The organism is Mucilaginibacter sp. A5337 (genome assembly GCF_059690695.1).
Genome location: NZ_JCAWEC010000001.1, coordinates 60947 through 81952 on the forward strand (window position 1 = coordinate 60947; position 21006 = coordinate 81952).

General features: G+C 41.7%; 12 protein-coding genes. 5 read left to right on the plus strand and 7 right to left on the minus strand.

Going from position 1 to position 21006, the window contains the following annotated elements; genetic code table 11:
- Position 1: 1 nt before the first annotated feature.
- The 5 genes from AC59JO_RS00250 to AC59JO_RS00270 form a co-directional block, all read right to left on the minus strand.
- Complete coding sequence (locus AC59JO_RS00250) at positions 2–2830, minus strand: TonB-dependent receptor (RefSeq protein ID WP_497302732.1); 2829 nt, start codon at positions 2828–2830, stop codon at positions 2–4.
- A 191-nt stretch (positions 2831–3021) separates the two neighbouring features.
- Positions 3022–6069, minus strand: coding sequence for an efflux RND transporter permease subunit (locus AC59JO_RS00255; protein WP_497302733.1), 3048 nt, complete (start codon positions 6067–6069; stop codon positions 3022–3024).
- Positions 6066–7145, minus strand: coding sequence for an efflux RND transporter periplasmic adaptor subunit (locus AC59JO_RS00260; RefSeq protein ID WP_497302734.1), 1080 nt, complete (start codon positions 7143–7145; stop codon positions 6066–6068). The genes AC59JO_RS00255 and AC59JO_RS00260 overlap by 4 nt, the downstream gene beginning before the upstream one ends.
- Before the next feature lie 11 nt (positions 7146–7156).
- On the minus strand, positions 7157–8536 hold the full coding sequence (locus AC59JO_RS00265) for a TolC family protein (protein ID WP_497302735.1): 1380 nt from the start codon (positions 8534–8536) through the stop codon (positions 7157–7159).
- A 145-nt stretch (positions 8537–8681) separates the two neighbouring features.
- The gene (locus AC59JO_RS00270; RefSeq protein WP_497302736.1) at positions 8682–9254 is read right to left on the minus strand and encodes a TetR/AcrR family transcriptional regulator; all 573 of its coding nucleotides are present in this window, start codon (positions 9252–9254) and stop codon (positions 8682–8684) included.
- Between the two features lie 360 nt (positions 9255–9614).
- On the opposite strand from AC59JO_RS00270, the gene fbp reads away from it, so the two are divergent.
- Both fbp and AC59JO_RS00280 read left to right on the plus strand, forming a co-directional pair.
- A complete protein-coding gene (fbp, locus tag AC59JO_RS00275; protein ID WP_497302737.1) occupies positions 9615–10667 on the plus strand; it encodes a class 1 fructose-bisphosphatase in 1053 nt (350 codons plus the stop codon).
- A gap of 359 nt (positions 10668–11026) precedes the next feature.
- Entirely contained in the window at positions 11027–12448 is a 1422-nt protein-coding gene (locus AC59JO_RS00280) for a pectate lyase family protein (RefSeq protein ID WP_413668638.1), read from the plus strand.
- A gap of 115 nt (positions 12449–12563) precedes the next feature.
- Here the strand turns inward: AC59JO_RS00280 and AC59JO_RS00285 are convergent, their stop codons facing one another.
- Together AC59JO_RS00285 and AC59JO_RS00290 are read right to left on the minus strand one after the other, a co-directional pair.
- On the minus strand, positions 12564–13526 hold the full coding sequence (locus tag AC59JO_RS00285) for a hypothetical protein (protein WP_413668639.1): 963 nt from the start codon (positions 13524–13526) through the stop codon (positions 12564–12566).
- 3 nt (positions 13527–13529) lie between these two features.
- Positions 13530–14960: an MBOAT family O-acyltransferase gene (locus AC59JO_RS00290; protein WP_497302738.1), complete on the minus strand. Its 1431-nt coding sequence runs from the start codon at positions 14958–14960 to the stop codon at positions 13530–13532.
- Between the two features lie 396 nt (positions 14961–15356).
- Between AC59JO_RS00290 and glmS the strand changes: the two genes are divergently transcribed.
- The 3 genes from glmS (at position 15357) to AC59JO_RS00305 (ending at position 20609) form a co-directional block, all read left to right on the plus strand.
- A complete protein-coding gene (gene glmS, locus AC59JO_RS00295) occupies positions 15357–17195 on the plus strand; it encodes a glutamine--fructose-6-phosphate transaminase (isomerizing) (protein WP_497302739.1) in 1839 nt (612 codons plus the stop codon).
- A gap of 311 nt (positions 17196–17506) precedes the next feature.
- A complete protein-coding gene (locus tag AC59JO_RS00300; RefSeq protein ID WP_413668642.1) occupies positions 17507–18265 on the plus strand; it encodes a polysaccharide biosynthesis/export family protein in 759 nt (252 codons plus the stop codon).
- Positions 18266–18296: 31 nt separating this feature from the next.
- A complete protein-coding gene (locus AC59JO_RS00305; protein ID WP_413668643.1) occupies positions 18297–20609 on the plus strand; it encodes a GumC family protein in 2313 nt (770 codons plus the stop codon).
- The last annotated feature ends 397 nt before the right edge of the window (positions 20610–21006 follow it).

Consider the following 21006-nt stretch of genomic DNA (forward strand, 5'->3'; position numbering starts at 1 on the left):
ATTATAATTTATACCTGAAACCACCAAGGAATAGTGTTTTGTAATAGTCGCTTTGTACAAGCGTTTGAGAGGCAATGTCTTGTTTACCTAAAAATTCCTGTTGTTTTGCATCAAGGCTGCCATGCGGATATTTTAAATAGATTTTGCTGGCCGCATTGGTGATATTATTAACCTTGCCATAGAAAGAAAACCTTTTGGCAATCGTTTTTTCGAAAGAAAAATCCAGCTGATTGTAGGCATGCTGATAAAAGTCGAGATTATAATATGGAGATACCTGCGCCAAACGTTCGCCGGTGTATACAAATGCCAGCTGCATATCCAAACCTAACTTCGCGCTTTTGTACAATACAGATGCGTTCCCCACATGGTCGGCCTGACCTTGCAGCGGACGTGTTTCATTCACATTGGTTTGCTGTAAACCTAAAGTAGGATCATTTGAGTAAAGCAATTTGTTAGTGGTAATCCTTGAGTGAGTATAAGTGTAGTTAACTGAAAAACCTATCACACCAAAGAATTTAGTGGCCAAAGCTTCAAAACCATAGTTGGTAGCATTGCCCGGATCATTTTGAGGTTTAATAACCTGCGAGCTCGGGCCACCATCACGAACAACGAAATACTCAATAGGATTATAGATCTTTTTGTAAAAAGAACCTAACAACAACTGGTCGGCACCGCCAGGGAAAAACTCATAACGTACGTCGTAGTTATCGGCTGTGATGTGTTTTAAGTAAGGGTTACCTACCTGGTCAAAATATTCGCCTGTAACTTTATATGGCACCTGCTCGCCAAAACCCGGGCGGCTGATTGCCGCATAGTACGATGCACGGATATTTTGATTATCTGTTAATTGATACTTTAAATGGATACTTGGTAATACATCTGTGTATTTAATATTACCGCTTCTTTGTGTAACTGTTTCCGGCGATTGGGTAGCATAAGTTAAATCGGTATTTTCAATACGTACACCGCCTAACACCTGTAGTTTCGGGAACAGATCAAACTTAACCTGTAAATATTCCGCGTTATCATTTTCCCTTACATGATAGTTGTTTTGCAGATCAGGGTTATTAGCACCGATACCATCCGCTGCCGAATTGAACGCAAAAGGAATAGAATTGAAATTGTTGTTGAATAAGGTTGATTTACCACCGGTTAATGAATAGGTGATATAATCAGCATCCCTCACTTTGTGGCGATATAAACCACCTGCAGAAAATTCAACATTTTTACCGGCGATTTTGGGGGTATAGATCAGGTTGGCATATCCGGAAAGGTCTTTATCCCTGTTATTTTCCCAATGATGATCTAACTGTGTATTGTTATCAACTTCGGCAGTAACTGCTCCCGAATTATTCAGGGTTTTATTGGCGTCATAGAAAAACTCAGTTCTATCCGGCTGGTGCCTGGTAGCTTCAGAATATACTCCATCCCAGTTTAAACGCCACTCGTTGCCAAGCCAGTGATCGCCATGCAAGGTTGAGTTATAGATACTTTGCTTAGTTAGCATACTTCTGTTTGAGATGGTGATCTGCTTGCTTAATCCGGTTGAGTTTAAACCCAAACCAAGGGTATCAGAAGTAAAACGCGATTCAAATTCGCTTTGATGAATATAAAGGTTGTATAACGAGATCTTATTGTTGTTATTAATCGCGTAATCTATCTTATTATGAATACCTACGCGTTCTGTTTGGGTTGAATAGGTGCGGTCGTACGCATCAGAAAACTGTGGTGAGTTTGGCAGCGGGATAGCTGATGGCTGCGCGTTTGGTGTAAGCTGCTTTGAGTTAGAGCCACGGTATATATTCTGATAGCTTGCAGATACGATAACGCCTAATTTTTTATCCAAGAACCTGTCGCCAATAGTGATACCGGCGGTTGAGCTAAAAGGAGTTGAGATATTTTTATCGCTTGTGAGCGCTTTATTGCTGAAATCGGCATAGGTAGCTGCATAGCTGTTGCCGTTAATTGCCGCCGGAGATTTGCTGTTAGGAGATGCGCTAAAACCAACAAATGGCCTGTTTGATGAAAACAGGGTAGAAAAGCCACCCGATACGTTAGCGCTGAAAGTAAACTGGCTTGGAGCACTTTTCATTACCAGGTTCATCACACCGCCTATGGCATCACCTTCCATATTGGGAGTAAGCGCTTTGATCACTTCAAGTCTTTCCAGCATTTCTGAAGGGAATATATCCATAGGTACAAATCGGTATTGGGCATCAGGGCTTGGTATTTTAATACCATTTACCAATGTTGAGTTGTAACGCTGGTCCATACCCCTAATGATAGCGTAACGGCCTTCGCCGCTTGCCGAACGCTGGATGGTTACACCGCTAACACGCTGCAAAGCGTTAGCCACCGTAACATCGGGTAATAACTTAATAGTATTTGCCGAAAGTACGTTGATAACCATCGGTGCATTTTTTTCAATACCACGTACAGCCCCATCAGACTCTTTGTTTGCCTGGGCTTTAACCTGTATTTCGGTCATCTGCATATCGGCATCCTGCAAGGCTACGTTTACCGTAATGACATCGCTGGCTGATGTAATATTACCCTCTTTAATTTTAGAAGGGCCGTAACCAACATAATTTACCTGTAATTTGTAAGGTCCATTCTTTAAATTTTTGAAACTATAAGAACCATTAAGATTAACCGCAACAAATTTGCTAAGCCCATCCTGGGTTAAATGTACTGTTGCACCGGTAAGGGGTTCGCCGGTTTTGGCATCGGTCACCTTTCCCTTTATGGTTTGCGCCGAGGCTGCAAAGGAAAATAGCAGGCACATCGAAAATAAGAGTAACAGCCTGTTAAGAAAGTAAGAGTGTTTCATGAACAACGGGTTTAATTTTCCGCAAAGAAACCCGCTGAAAACTGGAGAAAAATTGAATAAAGGCACCTAAAACCAACAGATAACCAAAACTTAACAAAGGCTTAACAACCAGGATTATCTATACAAAATTTCTCCAGAATTGAAACGGGCAGCCTCGATAACAAGGCTGCCCGTCAATTTGCATATTAACCTTATTCCGCTTCTATTTTGGGCGGAATCAACTCGTAAACGATAGGCGTTACAATCCTCGACAATAAAGTGGAACTGATCAATCCCCCAATAAGCACTATAGCCAATGGAGATATCAGCGGATTGGTTGAAATAGCAATAGGGATTAAACCACCGATAGCTGTTAGCGAAGTTAGCACAATAGGTAAAAACCGCACCTCACCAGCTTCGCGGATGGCATCCTGCAAACTCCTGCCCTGCTGCCTTAGCTGATTAGTAAAATCAACCAGTAAAATAGTATTCTTAACCTCAATACCGGCCAGCGCTATCAAACCTATAATAGCCACAAACGACAGTGAGTTTCCCGTAACCCAAAGCGCCACGGCCGCCCCCACTACCCCAAGTGGGATAACGGAAAGGATAATCAATGTACTTTTAAAGGTTTTAAATAATAACACCAGCACTGCCACAAATACAAACACAGTTACGAGGATAATACTCATAAAACCACCAAAGGAGTTATTTCTTGATTCAACCTCACCGCCCATCTCATAGCTATATCCCGGCGGCAATTTCAGCTTATCCATTTTTTGCGTTACATCATCAATTACCCGGCTCACTAAAAAGCTTTTTTGTACGTTGGCCTGTACCGATACCACCCGTTTTTTTTCCTGGTGATTAATAACCGCCGGCGATGCTTCCAATTGCAGGTTTGCCACCTGGTTAAGCGGCAGTGCGCTACCCTGGGCATTGTTCACATACAAATTGCGGAAAGCATCCATGCTTGGGCGACCTTCCTTAATCCGCGTAAGCAAAACGGTATAGCCATATTTATTATCGTTATTATAGTATGTACCCATGTCAAGCCCGGTAACGGCCAGTCTTGCAATTTGGTCAACAGCTAAGGAATTAACACCCAGTTGCTGCGCCTTTTCTTTATTTACCGCTATGCGGATGTCGCTTTTCAGCAAACTTACCGGATTATTTACATACATAGTACCCGCCGTTTGATGCAGCAGCTTTTCAACTTTAAGCGAATAGGCACGCAATGTATCCAGGTTATCTCCAAACAAACGCACCTCTATCGGCGCAACTACCGGCGGGCCCTGTTCAAAGTTCTTCACCTCAACCTTAGCACCTGGGTAATGAGCCCAGCGGTTTTGTAATTTCTGGATGAGTGCGAGCTTTTCATCCGGCCGGGTATCATTATCAAGCTGCACAAACAGCTGCGCAAAATCGCTGCGGTTGTTTTCGGAAATTACATTGTAGTAGATCCTTGGGTTACCATGGCCTACGTTTGTTGCGTAGTATTTTATAAGTGGCTCCTGCTTTAACTGTTTTTCTATCTGCCTTGTAACCGTATCAGTATAAGGCAGATTTGACTGGTTGGGTGTAGTTATATTGATCAGGAACTGCGGTTTTTCTGACGATGGGAACAGGCTAAAACCAATAACCCCAAACAAATAAACAGAAGCAGTAAACAGAACCACAGCGACACCGATAGTTAAAAATGGTTTCTGTAAGGCCTTGTCCAATAAACGGGCATAGCTTCCATGGATCAACTTTTTCAATCCACGCATGATGAGATTGCCATCCGGATGACCTGTATGGTTTTTCAGTAACCGGCTTGATAAAAATGGGATAAAAGTTAAGGATACCAGCATTGATGCCAGCACACAGAATATTACTGCCAGCGGCAAACACCTGATAAAATCGCCCGAGCCTTCGGGTAAAAATACCAGTGGCATAAAAGCAATAATGAGGATCACAGTACAGCCAACAACAGCCTTACCAATTTGCCCGGTAGCTTTCAAAGTAGCCTCAAGCCGGCTATGGCCTTCCAGCATCCAGCGTTCAATGTTTTCAACCACTACAATACTATCATCAACCAAAAGCCCCAGCGCCACAACCAGGCCTACAATGCTCAACTGGTTAAGGTTAAACCCGAAAAGCTGCAACAATACAATCCCTATTGCCAATGAAAGCGGGATAGAGATCATTACAATAACCGCCGGGCGAAAACCTAAAGGCATCAGCGTAACGGCCACCAATAAAATAGCGATGATAAAATCGTGGCTCAAACCTGTTAAACGTCTGTTCACGTTATCAGCCTGGTCAAAGTTTTGCACCAGGTCGATATTAGCAGGCATTAGTTTTTTGAAGTTTGTAAGCACCTGGCTATAATCAGCCTGGGTTTTGTTGATGTTTTCGCCATCCTTTTGGGCAGCTACCACAAATACACAGCGATGCCCGTTAAGGCGTGTGATATGTTTTTCTTCGCCATAGCCATAGTATACATGAGCTATATCTTTCAGTAAGATATTGTTTCCGTTGGCGGCATAAACAACTGTTCCGTTCACGGCGTCGAGACTGCGATAGTCATTACTTTTAATATTGAACGTTAAGTGTGCCGCATCAATGCTGCCACCGGGAATGCTGGCCATTTCGCTGTGCAAACTGTTTACAACAGCACTTACCGGCAGGTGCATCTGGGCCATTTTTTCCAGATCAAGCTCAACACGTACCTGCTGGCCGGGCAAACCGTAGATTAACACCTGTTTAAGCGATGATACTTTCTCTAACTCGTCCTGTAGCTTCTCGGCGTAATGTTGCAACTGGCTTCGTGCAGCATTTTCTGATACCAGCGCGACCTGCAACACGTTTACATCAGTTGGCTGTTGCTTCTGGATTTCAATACCGGCCACGTCTGTTGGTAACTCGCTTCGCTTATTATTTACTTCGCGAACTATTTCCTGGTATTTGGAATCGATGTTACTACTGTATTTATATTCAACCCTTAATACAGCCACACCGTTTGAAATGGTAGTACGAATGCGTTTAATATCGTCCAGGCTTCCGATGGTTTTCTCTAATGGCGTTACTACCCTATCCTCAATATCACGCGGACTTGTGCCCGGATAGTTAACAATAACCAGGAACGAAGGAGGGTGCATCTCCGGATCTTCTGAGCGGGGCATGTTAAGCATAGTGGTTATCCCTAAAACAATGATCATGATAAAGATCACGAGGGTAAACTGGCTGTTTTTCACAGCATAATCCGAAATCTTCATCTGGCAGCAGTTTTAGGTGATTGAACTGTGATGGCACTGTTATCTGTAAGATAGGCGGAGCCGGATATGATCAATGATTTTGCATCGGCCAGGCCACTGCTTACGGTTACCGTATTTTTGTCGATACCGGCAACGGTTACCTTTACTTTATGAGCTGTTTTGTTATCATCGGTTACAAATACATAACCGCTGTTGCCATCACCATCTAACAATGCATCATATGGGATTTGCCAGGTACCATTTTCTGTAGTTGCCGGCCGTGCAGGAGTTATAACGGCTTTGCCAAACATTCCGGCGGCAATTGCCTGAGGCCTTTTACCGGTTATAGTGATGTCTGCACTAAAAGTACCTGTTGCAGCATCCACCCCCTCAGATTTGCGGCTAACTGCGCCCTGCAACTCCCGACCCGGCATTGCTGTAGTTTGAATAATTGCCTTGTCATGTAGCTGCAACACAGCCCATTGGCTATCACTGATACCAACCCGCAACATCCACCTACCTGCCTCTGCACCATTGGTTTGCAATACGGCTGTGCCTGCCATAACCTGCTGGCCAACATTGGCCAGTTTACGCAAAATATAGCCATCCTTCGGCGCCCGAATCTCTGAATATTGGCGGTTAAATGTTGCCGTTTTTAGCTGTTGCTGGGCTTGCTGCAAAGTGGTTTTACTGTTTTGCAATTGCTCAAGCGTGGCCACGCTGTCTTTATACAGGTTTTGGATACGCTGGTAATCACGCTGTGCCTTTTCGGTCGCGAGGCTGGCCTGCTGTACCTGAGCATTAATTTCGGTGGGGTTAAGTGTCGCCAGTAACTGACCTCTTTTAACCGCATCACCCTCTTTTACATTCAGGCTGCTGATAATGCCGCCAATTTTAAAGGAGAGCATTACCTCATCGTCTGTAGTGAACTGCCCCGATACGGCCATTGGCGCATTGTTGCTTTGCTGTTTCAACTGCATGATCTGTACAGGTATGGTATCGGCAGCACCGTCGTTACTAACAATGGCTGGATGCGATTTGCAGGCATACATAAATGGTATGCATAGCAATAAACCGGTGTATTTAATTTTTTTCATATCGATCTGTTTTAGTTGGAGTTATTAATTGGATAAGTAGCCTGATCACGTTCGAGCTCGGCAAGGGCAATTTGAAGATTAGCCTGTGCACCGGCCATTTGCAGGCGCGCACCTGTTAGCTGGTCCTGCGCATCTACCAGTTCAAGGTATAGAAGTTGTCCTGCACGATAAGCTTTTAGCTGATCATTATAATATTTAGCTGCAAACTGAAGCTGTGCGGTAACGCTTTTGTATGCTGCTTTAGCCGATTGGTAGTTATGATAAGCCTGATCGAGCTGTAATTGTAAAGATTGTTCGGTTTGATCGAGTTGCGCGGTAGCGGCATTAAAGTTGGCCCTTGATTGTTCGGCTTTATATTTACGCTGTCCACCTGTAAAAATATCCCACTGCAGGTTTACGCCCCATAAATAGTAGCGGGTTTTGTTGTTCACGTTAAAATCAAAGCCCTGCGAACCCAGGTCGATAAATGTATTGAGCTTAGGTATAAAGCCCGAGCGCTGCAATTTATAATCGAGCGTGTAAACCTGCTGCAGGGTACGTAATTGCTTTAACTCTTCGCGCTGTTTTGTACCTGCGGAGGTATCAGGAGTAGCGATAATATCTGCTATGGCTTCGGGTTCAACAATAATTGTGTCCTGTAATGGACGATTGAGTAAAAAGTTAAAATATGATTTGGCGTTTTGTGTACCATGCTGTGCCTGTATAAGAGCGGCGTTTGTTTTTTCTCTTTCAGTTTGAGAGCGCAGTAACGCTGTTCCGTTCCGTACACCGTTGCGCAGCATGCTTTCATTTTCGCGGATGTTTTCCTTGATTAAGAGCATCGCGCTGTTGTAAGTAGCTATGCCTTGTAAGGATTGATAATACCTGTAATAAGCTGTTTTAATATCTTTTACCAAAGCCCTTTTGTAAACGTTTACCGCTGCCTGCTGGCTGGTTATCAGTTGTTGTTTGATGAGTTTATTATACCTGATCTCGGCATTGATGAGCGGCAGGGAGGCGCGTACTTTAGCATCATAAAAATTATCCGGGTTAAGCAGGAAAGATTCGTTTTTTAATTGCGGAAATTTATTGGAGTTGGTTAACTGATTTAATGCCGTATAAACCGGGTTAACCAGGTCGCCCACCGGCACATCAATGGTACGCCCGCCAGATGCTTTAGTGTAACTGCCAAGCAAACTCACCGTGGGCAGGTACATGGCTTGTGCTTCCTTCAAAGCAGCCATGGCCTTATCCAAATCAAATTGCTGTTCTTTTAACCCCTGGTTTTGAGCAAATGCTAGGGCTATATAGTCGTCGAGCTGTTTTTGGCTGGTTTGCCCCCAGGTGCTTATGCCAATCAGCATGCATACGGCTGTGATCGGAACCGATTTCAATATAAACGATGTATACATAATGAACAATGTTTAGTATATGTGAAAAAAAATTATTTAACAGAGCTATATTCGGTGCATCATATATATGACATCAACTGAACTAATATTTTTTATTAACAAATGTTTAACTAATGAACAGTGTTTAGTAATAGATTAAATTTTTTTAAATTGTTACAGCAGCTAAATAATCTTCCATTGATTTGATCAAAATTTCTGGGATGGCTTCTTCTGCCTGATCCATGATCTTTAAGCGGCAACGCAAATTCAACGATACCAAACCGTGCGCTGTTGCCCATACTAATAGCGAGGCTTGCTCTACATCATTGATACGCAGCAACTTTTTATTGATGCAATCAGAAAGGCAATCAACCAAAAAAGCAAAACAGTTGCCGCCGTTTGCCTTATGGATCTCCTCGTCAACGTTCATTGGCGCACGGATAATGAACATCAGATCGTAGAGTTCGGGGTTTTGGAGACCAAAATTGATATAAGCCCTACCCACCTGCCTCAGCTTTTCAAGCGGATCTGTGCTGGTAGCTTCCTTTTTAAAAACTTCCAACAGTTGGCCATAAGCCTCCCCCTGTACTTCGTATAAAAGCTCGTCTTTATCCTTGAAATAGAGGTATATGGTACCAGGGCTATATTCAATGGCTTCAGCGATGCTGCGAATAGATGTTTTGGCATAACCGTCCTCCAGGAACATCTTCATAGCGGTAGCCCTAATGAGCTCCCTCATTTCAGTTTTTTCCCGTTCTTTTCTGTCAGTTACGCCCATGATCAATTAATACACCGCAAATATAATGAACGGTGTTCATTATTTATAACCGGGTATTCATTTTACAATTCTAAAACAAAAACGCTGGTTGGTTTAGAAGTGTAGCCTACACCAAACATCTGTTTATCAGGCAAAAACCGCACGTCCGATCAATTTACCACTTGGGCAAAAACGCAAACGTTTGCGTAAATAATTAACGGAATTAAAGATGCAAAAGGCAAATCGCATCCTATAATTGGCAATTGATACGCGTATTCTTTTAACCATTTTAATTAAATCTTCTTTTAGCCAACTGAATAAAAAACATTAAACCTTGAAAATATGACGGCATTTAAAACTCTCGGACAATTTATTATTGAGCGGCAAAAAGATTTCCCTTATGCCAAAGGCGAGCTTTCCCGGTTGTTACGTGACATTGGGATCGCGGCTAAAATAGTAAACAGGGAAATTAATAAAGCCGGGCTTGTAGATATTTTAGGTGATGCAGGGTCATCCAATATCCAGGGCGAGTCGCAAAAAAAACTGGATATTTATGCTAATGAGCAGTTTATTGCGGCTTTAAGAAGCGGCGGGGAATGCTGTATAGTTGTTTCGGAAGAAAATGATGAATACCTGGTTATTGACTCGGATGTTTCAAAAGAAGCAAACTATGTTGTTGCACTCGATCCTTTAGACGGGTCATCCAACATCGATGTAAATGTAGGCGTAGGTACCATATTTTCCATTTACAGACGAAAATCGGAGAAGGGCAAATCATCCACCAACGAAGATGTATTACAACTTGGTACCGAGCAGGTAGCTGCCGGGTATGTTATTTACGGCTCATCGACCATGTTGGTATACACTACAGGAAAGGGTGTAAATGGTTTTACCCTTGATCCTTCCATTGGGGAGTTTTGCCTTTCACATCCTAACATGACCGTGCCTGCTACGGGAACAATTTATTCAATAAATGAGGGCAATTACATTCATTTTCCGGATGGGGTAAAAAAATACATTAAATATTGCCAGGTAGAAGATCCTGATACTCAAAGGCCGTATACTTCCAGGTATACCGGATCGATGGTGGCAGATATTCACCGTACCTTGATAAAAGGCGGCATCTTTATCTATCCCCCTACTACCGGGGCAAAAAAAGGGAAATTAAGGCTTATTTATGAATGTAACCCGATGGCCTATATTATTGAACAGGCGGGCGGCAAAGCGTCAGACGGGTATAAAAGAATTATGGAGATTGAAGTTAAGGAATTGCACCAACGCGCATCCATATTCATTGGCTCAATGGATATGGTACTCAAGGCTGAAGAATTTATGTCATCATTCTCCCCTAAATTATTTGTAAAATCGTTTGAAGGGGAAGTAAAGATTCAATAATGACCTTAAAAAATGTAATAGAGATCATGTTAAGCACCAGCTTTGTGTAAAGTTTCCTTCACAATTCCAGGCATTAATTGTTGGTTAAAAATGCTGGACAAAACTTAGATCCGGACCATCGTAAGACAATAAATGACGAAAATTGTTTTTTCGTTTGAACTAAAATTGTCATCCAAATGTCATGAAGTGTGAAATTCTTTACAACTATACGTGTTATAAATACACACAATTTTATACGTTCAAACAACAGAATCGGCACTTTTGAACTATCTAAGCTTTTAGTCTATATCTTTAGGAAAAAATTAACGGTAATTTTTAATATAAGACCACGTTTCGAGGGCTTAATTAAAAATTATAACATGCAAAAAACAAAATCCTTAAAAAAAATGACTTTTGGCAGTTTGGCATTGAGTACGCTCATCCTGATTGGAAGTTGCTCCAAAAATGCAGAGACGCCAGTAACCGTTCCAATTAATGATTTAAATGCCAGCGCAAGCCTGGCAACAACAGCCACATCTCCTACCGTTTACACGATCGCTCCGGCTTCAATCCGGTTAGATGAAGGCTATGCTTACAAAATCAGCCCCATTTCTGTAAGCGGAGATTCAAACACTGCTCCAACCGCTTCAACGCTCCAGGTTTATGAAAACGGTGTTGCATTAGGTCCGGCCCACTCGCTCCACGCTGACATCAGGGACATCGGTAAAGGTCGTTTCAGCCACTGGGATACCGGTTTGTACTTCTCAACTTCCGACAACAGCAGCCCGATCACGAACGGAAGAAAGTACACTTACACCCTTAGCGGTACGGCAAGCAGCGGTACTACAACCACTGCTCCTGCTACAGGTAACTCAACAACAACAGCAACCGGCTCGGTATTAAGTACAGTATTAACTGGTTACGCTGCTGTTAACGGAACTACAACCGGTGGTAAAGGTGGTACCACAGTAACTGTAAACACACTTGCTGCGTTCAAATCTGCCGTGGCAGGCAATTCGCCAAAGATTGTGTATGTTTCCGGAACAATTAGCGGATCAGGCTTAACTCCTGTGTATGTTGGTTCAAATACCACCATCATCGGTAAAACCGGCGCCGTTTTATCAAGCCTGAACCTTTACCTGTTCACTGTAAGCAATATCATTATCCAAAACGTTACATTTAGAAACTACGTAACCGAATGCGGTGTTTACGTTAAATTCCAGTCGAACCACGTTTGGATTGACCATTGCGATTTTGCTACAGACCGCAGCCATGGCTGGGATTACTGGGGTAAAGACATCGGCGTTGCCGAAGGTTCTGACTACGTAACCATTTCATGGAACAAATTCCATGACACCTACCTGTCATTGCTTATTGGTTCGGTAACAAGCGATGCTGTTGCAGCCAACACCGGCAAACTACACGTTACAGTTCACCACAACTACTGGTACAATGTATCTGAAAGGGAACCAACTTTGGTATTCGGTAGCATCCACATGTACAACAACTACCACTTAAACAATGATGGTTATTCTATCGGCGCAAGGTATGGTGGTACAGTAAGGACAGATAATGAGTATTTCTCAGGCTGTAAAAAACCACTTACTACTAACTTAGACGGCGACCCTGTAGGTTACTTCAGCGGTACATCAACCAACATTTATTCTAATTGCGGTGCCAACGACATTACCTCATCTCTATCAAGCTGGACTCCATCTTACGCTTATAGCACATTGCTTGATGCTGCTGCAAACGTTCCGGCAGTTGTAACAGCAGGTGCTGGTGTTAAAACAGTTAATTAATTAAAATTATTCACCCCAAGCTTGGTTAAGCAAAAGGCCGCTTTATGTGTTATCATAAGGCGGCCTTTTTCGTAGCTTCGGAGTGCACTGCGCAATATTAATTGAGGGTACGGGTTTAGTTATTGCTAAGGTATTGAACGTTAACTGCCGGCTTCAATCTTTTCTTCATGAAAGCCACAATTGTATCGGTATACAAATTGGCTCCCCTACTGTTTAAGTGCGCCCTGTCCGAGTAATATTCCGGGTTTTTAAAATATGCATCGTTGGTAAAATCATGAAAAATAACATGGTTGCTATTGCAGATACTTTTCATTTTCAGGTAAGAATTTTGTTGGGTATCATCATTATATCTTGGTGATACAAAAACAAACAATTGAATTTTTTGCTGCTTACACTCATTTATAAACAAATTCAACGCATCTACATTATCGGCCGATATACTGTCGGAATATGGCTTAAGCGATGTACGGGTTGAAACCTTACTTGCATCCATTTTATTAGTCAGAGGATCAAACCCCATAACAGCGTTTCCTGATGATAAAAAGTAATGTTGAAATATCGAAACCACCTGGCCATTATAGCGGTAAGTTTGAAGATGGCTTTTTAACAACTCCAATTTGCCTTTCTTTTCAATCATATTGCCAACAATGTTCGATTGTTTTAAATAAGGCAATAGTATAGAAAGCCTGCTTTTTTCATCTTCCTTTTCACTTAACACATCGCTGGTTACATCTAAAACAATCACCTTGGGGATACGGCGCTGCAATGCCAGCTCGAATATCGCGGTACTGTATAAAAGCCCCTCGCCATCCCTGCCCCCATTAAAACAACTTAATTTCAAACTATCTTTTATCAATGAAGAGTTATAGTGATGCGAAGCCCTTGAGCTCCCTAACACCAGTACATCCTCATTTAAATTATAAACTACATGATTAGCCACAGCATATTCGCCCGAAGCCTGGTGAGTAAAAAAATAATAAAGCATCGCTCCGGTTATCTGATCAATGGCTACAAAAGCTATCACCATGATGAGCAACCTGGTAAAAAATTTATTGCTATTTGCTTTCAACTGCTTCATAATTTAAAACTGAAAATAAATAAACTGCCCGCCATCAAAAACGCCAAACAGCAGGATTACAAAAATCAACCCTAAATAGGAAGCCATGCGGACCCCCCAATTTTCATTATGCAAAAAACGTAGTGAATGAAGATTGTACTCTTGTTTTAATTCATAAAGAAACAAGGCAGCTATCGCCATAAAATCATATAAAAAGTAAGTAGGTTCGCCTATAAAAAAGCCTGATTTATAAACAAAAACTCCTTTTAACAAACCCCAGGCCTGTTGTAATGAAACAGCTCTGAAAAAGATCCAGCTTACGGTAACCAGCAAAATTGTAAAGGAGATGTTTAAAAAATTAGCCCAAAAACCAGTTCCTAAACCCATTTTATCCGCCAGGGTAGCCCTCCATTTTTGAGTCGCCATTCCGCAGATGAGGTAAAACCCGTGTAAAGCGCCCCACACAATAAATGTCCAGTTGGCGCCATGCCACAACCCGCTGATCATGAACACCGCAAACAGATTAAAATACAAGCGACCTTTACTAACCCGATTACCACCTAAAGGGATATACACATAATCTTTAAACCAGGTTGAAAGCGAAATATGCCACCTGCTCCAAAACTCGCTTATACTTTTTGCAAAATATGGCCTCCTGAAGTTTTCCATCAATTTAAAGCCCATTACCCGGGCGCTTCCTATGGCTATGTCCGAATACCCTGAAAAATCACAATAGATCTGCACCGCAAAAAACAAAGAGGCCAGCACAATTGTGGCCGATCCGTGCTCTGGATAATTGCTAAAAACCGTTTTTACATATATAGATAACCTGTCGGCAACAACAACTTTTTTAAAAAAACCGATCAGCATCCTTTTTAACCCTTCAGAAACATCGAGCGTATTAAAATGATGGTCCTCTTTAAACTGATGCAACATATTTTGTGGTCGCTCGATTGGCCCTGCAACCAGTTGCGGATAAAACATTACATATAAAGCATAAATACCGAAATGATGCTCGGCCTTTTGGTGCCCCCGGTACACTTCAATGGTGTAACTCATGGCCTGAAAAGTGTGAAATGACAAGCCTATTGGGAGCAGGATCTGTAAAAACGGGATTGGGTTAGTGTACCCCATCCAGTATAATATCCCCGATAAATTGGCATTAAAAAAGTTGAAATATTTAAATACGGCCAGTACCCCAATATTTGCCGTAAGGCTAAGTATTAACAGCAGTTTCTTCTTTTTAGGGTCGTTAACTTTTTCAAGGTAGATACCTGCGGTATAGTCAATAATTATAGTAAAAAACAGGATAAGGATATATATAGCCTTAAAGAACATATAAAAATAACAGCTTGCCGAAAGCAGCAACAGCCATCTGAATTTATGCGGTAACAGGAAATATAAAACTGTTACTACAGGAAAAAACAGCAGAAATGTAAATGAGTTGAATATCATTGTCAGGTCCTATTGGTTAATTAAACCTAACTGAAAATTAAATGATATAAAACAGTGTAGCTGCAATCGTATATCATTCTGTAAAATCAGGCAACAAACTTCACAACCAAAATATGGCGCGGAATTTTCAAATTCAGGAATACAGTATGGTAACCTTATGTAAATCTGTCCCCCACTCATTTAACAAGAAATACCCCCAACTATTTTACCATTACTCCATACCCAACTAAAATGTAAAGTAATTTATATCCTTTTACATCTTTAAACGCTTAAAATGCAGCCAGATTTACAATTTACGGGCAATTGAACGGAGCTTATATTTTATTGACAGCTGATTAAATAATTTTACTTACCAAGTAATTATAAACTGAATTTATCATTTAAAGCCTTAAAACTATGTGCGGAATTGTTGGTTACATCGGGTCAAGAGATGCGTGGCCGGTTGTGTTAAACGGTCTCAAACGATTAGAATATCGTGGTTATGATAGCGCTGGTATTGCTATCATAAATAATACAGGTTTCAACGTGTATAAAAAAACCGGCAAGGTGGCCTGTCTTGAAGCCCACACCGCCGACAAGGACAAAAGTGGTCATATTGCTATAGGACACACCAGGTGGGCTACACATGGCGCACCATCTGATGCCAATTCTCATCCACATAGTTCAAATGATAACCGCCTGCACATCATCCACAACGGCATTATCGAAAACTACCTGATCCTTAAAGAAGAGCTGCTTGCCCGCGGGCATACTTTTAAAAGTGAAACTGATACCGAAGTTCTGATCCATTTAATTGAGGAAATTCAAAATATTGAACAAACAGATCTGCTGGAGGCTGTACGCCTGGCTTTAAATACAGTAATAGGCGCATATGCCATAGTAATTATGGACAGGGAAAACCCCGATCAGCTGATTGCTGCGCGAAAAGGCAGTCCCCTCGTTATTGGTGTTGGGCAGGGTGAGTATTTTATTGCATCAGATGCCACTCCTATTATCGAATACACTAAAAATGTAGTGTATTTAAAAGATAACGAAATAGTTTTGGTAAAGCCCGACGGACTGTTGATAAAGAAACTGGATAACGTTGTACAAACCCCGTTGATCCAGGAGCTGGAACTCAAACTTGAATCATTAGAGAAAGGGGGCTTTGAACATTTCATGATGAAGGAGATCTTTGAGCAGCCGCGTTCGATAAGGGATTGTATGCGCGGCCGGATCTTCCCGCTTGAAGGAAAAGTAGAGTTAGGCGGCATTAAACAATATACCGACAAGCTTAAAAATGCGGAACGGATAATTATTATTGCCTGCGGTACCTCATGGCATGCCGGCTTAACCGGCGAATACCTTATTGAAGAATATGGGCGCATTAAAGTAGAGGTTGAGTATGCCTCCGAATTCAGGTACCGCAACCCCATAATCACGGATAAGGATATTGTGATGGCGGTATCACAATCGGGCGAAACTGCTGATACATTGGCCGCCATTGAGATAGCGAAAGAACGGGGCGCGACAATTTTAGGGATCTGTAATGTTGTTGGCGCCTCAATTCCGCGCGTAACAGATGCAGGCGTTTACACACATGCCGGCCCGGAGATAGGTGTAGCATCAACAAAGGCCTTTACAGCGCAGGTTACCGTTTTAACTTTAATAGCATTGTATATAGCGCAGCATAAAGGTACCTTAACACCGGCCAAACTCACCAATCTGCTAACAGAGTTGGATACCATCCCCGATAAAATACAAACGCTGCTGCAGGATAACGATTTGATTGAAGACATCGCATCCAAAATAAAAAATGCACCCAACTGCCTGTTTTTAGGCAGGGGCTTCGGTTTCCCGGTGGCGTTGGAAGGGGCACTGAAATTAAAAGAGATCTCGTATATCCACGCCGAAGGTTACCCCGCTGCCGAAATGAAGCACGGTCCCATCGCGTTAATTGACGAACAGATGCCAGTGATCTTCATCGCCACCAAAAACTCATCGTACGAAAAGGTGATCAGCAATATACAGGAGGTTAAGGCCCGAAAGGGAATTGTGATAGCTATTGTTACCCAGGGCGATGTCAAGGTTAAAAACATGGCCGATCACTGTATTGAGATCCCCGATGCCGACGAAGCTTTTTTACCGCTGCTGGCTACCATCCCACTACAACTTCTTGCCTATCATATAGCCGTAAAACGGGGCTGTAATGTTGATCAGCCCCGTAACCTGGCCAAGTCAGTTACGGTGGAATAATTTGTAACAATTAATCCAAACAAACACAAAAAAGCAGGCCTGAAAACCTGCTTTTTTTGTGCGCTACTCTCCTGAGTTGTATCCCTTATTATAGGAAAATACAGCTTAAATACCGTAAATACGACACTTTTTTCTCAACCCTTTACACATGTCCGCTTTGCCGCTTTACATGTTCTGTAAAGACTAAGATACATGTTTACAAAAAAGCGGCAATCGACTAAAACCGTATACTATCGTTACCCAAATAGATAAATTTGATTAACCAAATAAACCAGTTCAAATAGTTCCCTAAACTCTTTAAACTATTGATGATGAAAAAAATTAATACATACTGTTTCATTACAGCACTACTGTTGATGACCGGCTGCGCCGGGAGCCGTAACCTCGTTTATTTCAGCAACATGGCAAACACAGGTGCTGTAAATAGCAATATGGGAGGAGCAGTGATCATTCATCAGAAAGATATCCTGAGTGTTACCGTTAACAGCTTAAATCCCGAATCAAACCTGTTATTCAATGGCAACAAAAATGTGGGATCAGGTGTTCCGCTAACTCAAACCGGATATAAAGTAAATGAAAATGGTTTTGTGAATTTACCGCTTATAGGCGACTACAAAATCGAAGGACAAACCATAGAGGAAGCCCAGGCCGAGATAGCTAAAAAATTAGCCGCATTTGTTAAAAGCCCGGTGGTTGATATCCAGCTTCTGAATTTTAAAATAAGTGTGATAGGCGAGGTTAACAAACCATCAACATTTATAATAACTGATGAAAATGTAAACTTACTTGAAGCATTGGGCATGGCCGGTGATATGACAGTTTATGGAAAAAGGGAAAATGTGCTGGTGATCCGCACTGAAAACGGGCGCAGAACAATGAACCGCCTTAATCTCAACAAGATTGAATCAATGGATTCGCCTTACTTCAACCTTAAACAAAATGATATTGTATATGTAGAGCCTGATAAATCAAAGGCAGTTGAATATAGCCAGAACACACGGCTGGCACCAATAGTAGTTGCTTCAATTTCGGCATTAGCTGTATTGGCTGCAGTGCTTTTAAAAAGATAATAAAGTTTAGTGATACCTAACAACGGTTGATATGGATAATAATTTTATTTTAAAAGAGCCTTTGCCAGGCAACAAGTTCAGGTCAAACATCAGGCCTTATTTAAATGGCTGGTATATATTCCTGATAAGCATGGTTATTTGTTTAGCCGCTGCATGGACATACCTGAACTACGTTACCCCGCTTTATAAAATAACAAGCACCCTCCAGATACCCGACGATAAAAAAGGCGACGGTATTTTAAAAGCAACCGCATTTAGTGATCTGAACATGTTCCAGGAAACCAAAACTGTGGATAACGAAATGGAGGTACTGCGTTCAAAAGATTTGATTTATAAGGTTTTCGCAAAACTGAATATGGAAACCTCATATTTTGATGAAAGCGGCTTTACAACAAAAGAGCTATATGGCGACGAACGGCCCTTTAATGTCACAATCAAACGGCTCGGCAAAGCTGCTTATCTGAAACAACTGTATCTGCAGCCATATTCACAAGGTAAATTTTTGCTTAAGGAAGAAAATAAAACCTGGATCTATAATTATAACCAAATAATTAATCATAAAGATTACTCATTTAAGGTAGAAAAGGGCCCGGGCTACGCAAATAATGGAACACCCATACTTATCCAATTTAACAACCTGACCAGGCTTGCCGCCTCCTATAGCGCTGGGTTATTACAGGTTAACCCTGTTATTAAAGAATCAAACACTTTAACCTTAAGCCTGGTTGACGCCGTACCCGAAAGAGGTGTTGATATTTTAAACAACATCATATCTACATACAATGCCGAAAATGTTGTTAAGAAAAACGTTACAGCTGTAAATACCATATTATTTATCGATAAAAGGCTACACGATTTGGAGAACGACCTTTCATATACCGAAGGCGATATTGAAGCCTTTAAACAAAAAAACAGCGCTGCTGAAATAAATACAAGCACACAGGTAAACCTGACAAAATCTGCCGAGTATAACCAGTTACTTGAAGAATCAAACACTCAATTGGGTATTGTGAACTCAATTGAAGCGTATTTAAAAAACTCGGCTAACCAATATAATGCTGTGCCCAGCACCATGGGATTAAAAGATCAGGCGTTAAACACATTGGTTAGCCGTTTCAACGATCTTCAGTTAGAAAGAAACCGCATGCTTACCAGTGCAAACCCTGACAACCCGCTTGTTCAGAACCTGAGTAACCAGATAGGCTCCCTGCGTGTCAATATCCTCGAAAACCTTACCAACATCAAAAAAGGGTTCTCTATCGGGCATCAATTACTCAAGGAAAATTCCGCACAATATGACTCGCGCATCCGCTCGGTTCCGTCAATTGAAAGGGGGCTTTTACAGCGAAGCCGTGAGCAGGGGGTGAAAACCAATTTATATCAATATTTGCTGCAAAAAAGGGAAGAAACGGCTTTGTCCTTGTCTGCCACAATCCCTTCATCACAACTGATTGATAAACCTGCTGCCAACCCGGTAGCTGAATTCCCCAAACAGCAACTCACTTATTTATTCGCAATCATAGCCGGATTGCTCATGCCTGGTGTTTTCATTTTCCTGAAGGATAAATTCAGCGTAAAAATTAAAGATCAGTCAAGCTTGCTCAACATTAAAGGAATTAAAATCCTTGGCGAGCTATGCCATAACTATGAAGACAACAGTTCTGTAGTTATCTCAAACGGAAGTAATACCAATATTTCAGAGTTATTCAGGTATATCAGGAGCAATATCGGCTTCCTGAACCAGGGAACACAACATAAAACCATGCTGGTTACATCGTCTATGAAAGGCGAAGGAAAAACTTTTTTCAGTATTAACCTGGGATTAACCCTTGCAATGCTCAATAAAAAGGTGTTGATCATGGAGTTTGACCTTCGCAAACCCGATTTGCTGAAGAATATTAACATGGAGCAAACCAAAGGCATTACTGATTTTATTACCGGTAATACCAATTCGCCGGCCGAATGTATCCAGGCTTATAACGAGGCCGACAACCTTTTTGTAATGGGGGCCGGAAGCAAGGCGATTAATCCGGCCGAATTATTATCAGATAAAAGGCTTGACCTGCTTTTTGGCTGGTGCAAAACCCAGTTTGATTATATCGTGCTTGATACATCGCCTGTTGGCGCCGTAGCCGACGCTTTTAGCCTGGCCAAATACGCCGAACTGAGCATTTATATTGTACGCTATAATTATACCAACACCGAACAATTAAGTATCCTGAGGGATATTTACGATAATGATAAATTAAATAACCTTATGGTAGTGTTTAACGATGCGAAGAAAGAAAATCGGCAGGCCTATGCCTACGGCGGTTACGGATACGCATCGGCTTATGGCAGCTGATAGCTTTCATTTTTACATGCCATAAAGCCGGGACTAATATTATAAACTATTAGTTCGATTGTTTTATTTGAATACCGCTGTTCCATGTGACTGGATTGGCGAAGCCGCAAGCAACCTAAGTTGCCACTGTTATGAACCAAATAACCGGGTAAAACCGGAGATATATAAACCGTTAGTTCCATTATTTTTTACTTGCAGATAACCAGTGTGACTGGATTGGCGAAGCCGCAGGCAGGGTAAAAACAACTATTTAAGTTTTAAATTAACGGGTAAAACCGCTAAATATTATTGTAAACCTTTAGTTCAAATTATTTTCATCTTCCGCCTAACCATGTGACTGGATTGGCGGAGCCACAGGCAACGTAAGTTGCAACTATAAACCAAATAACCGGTAAAC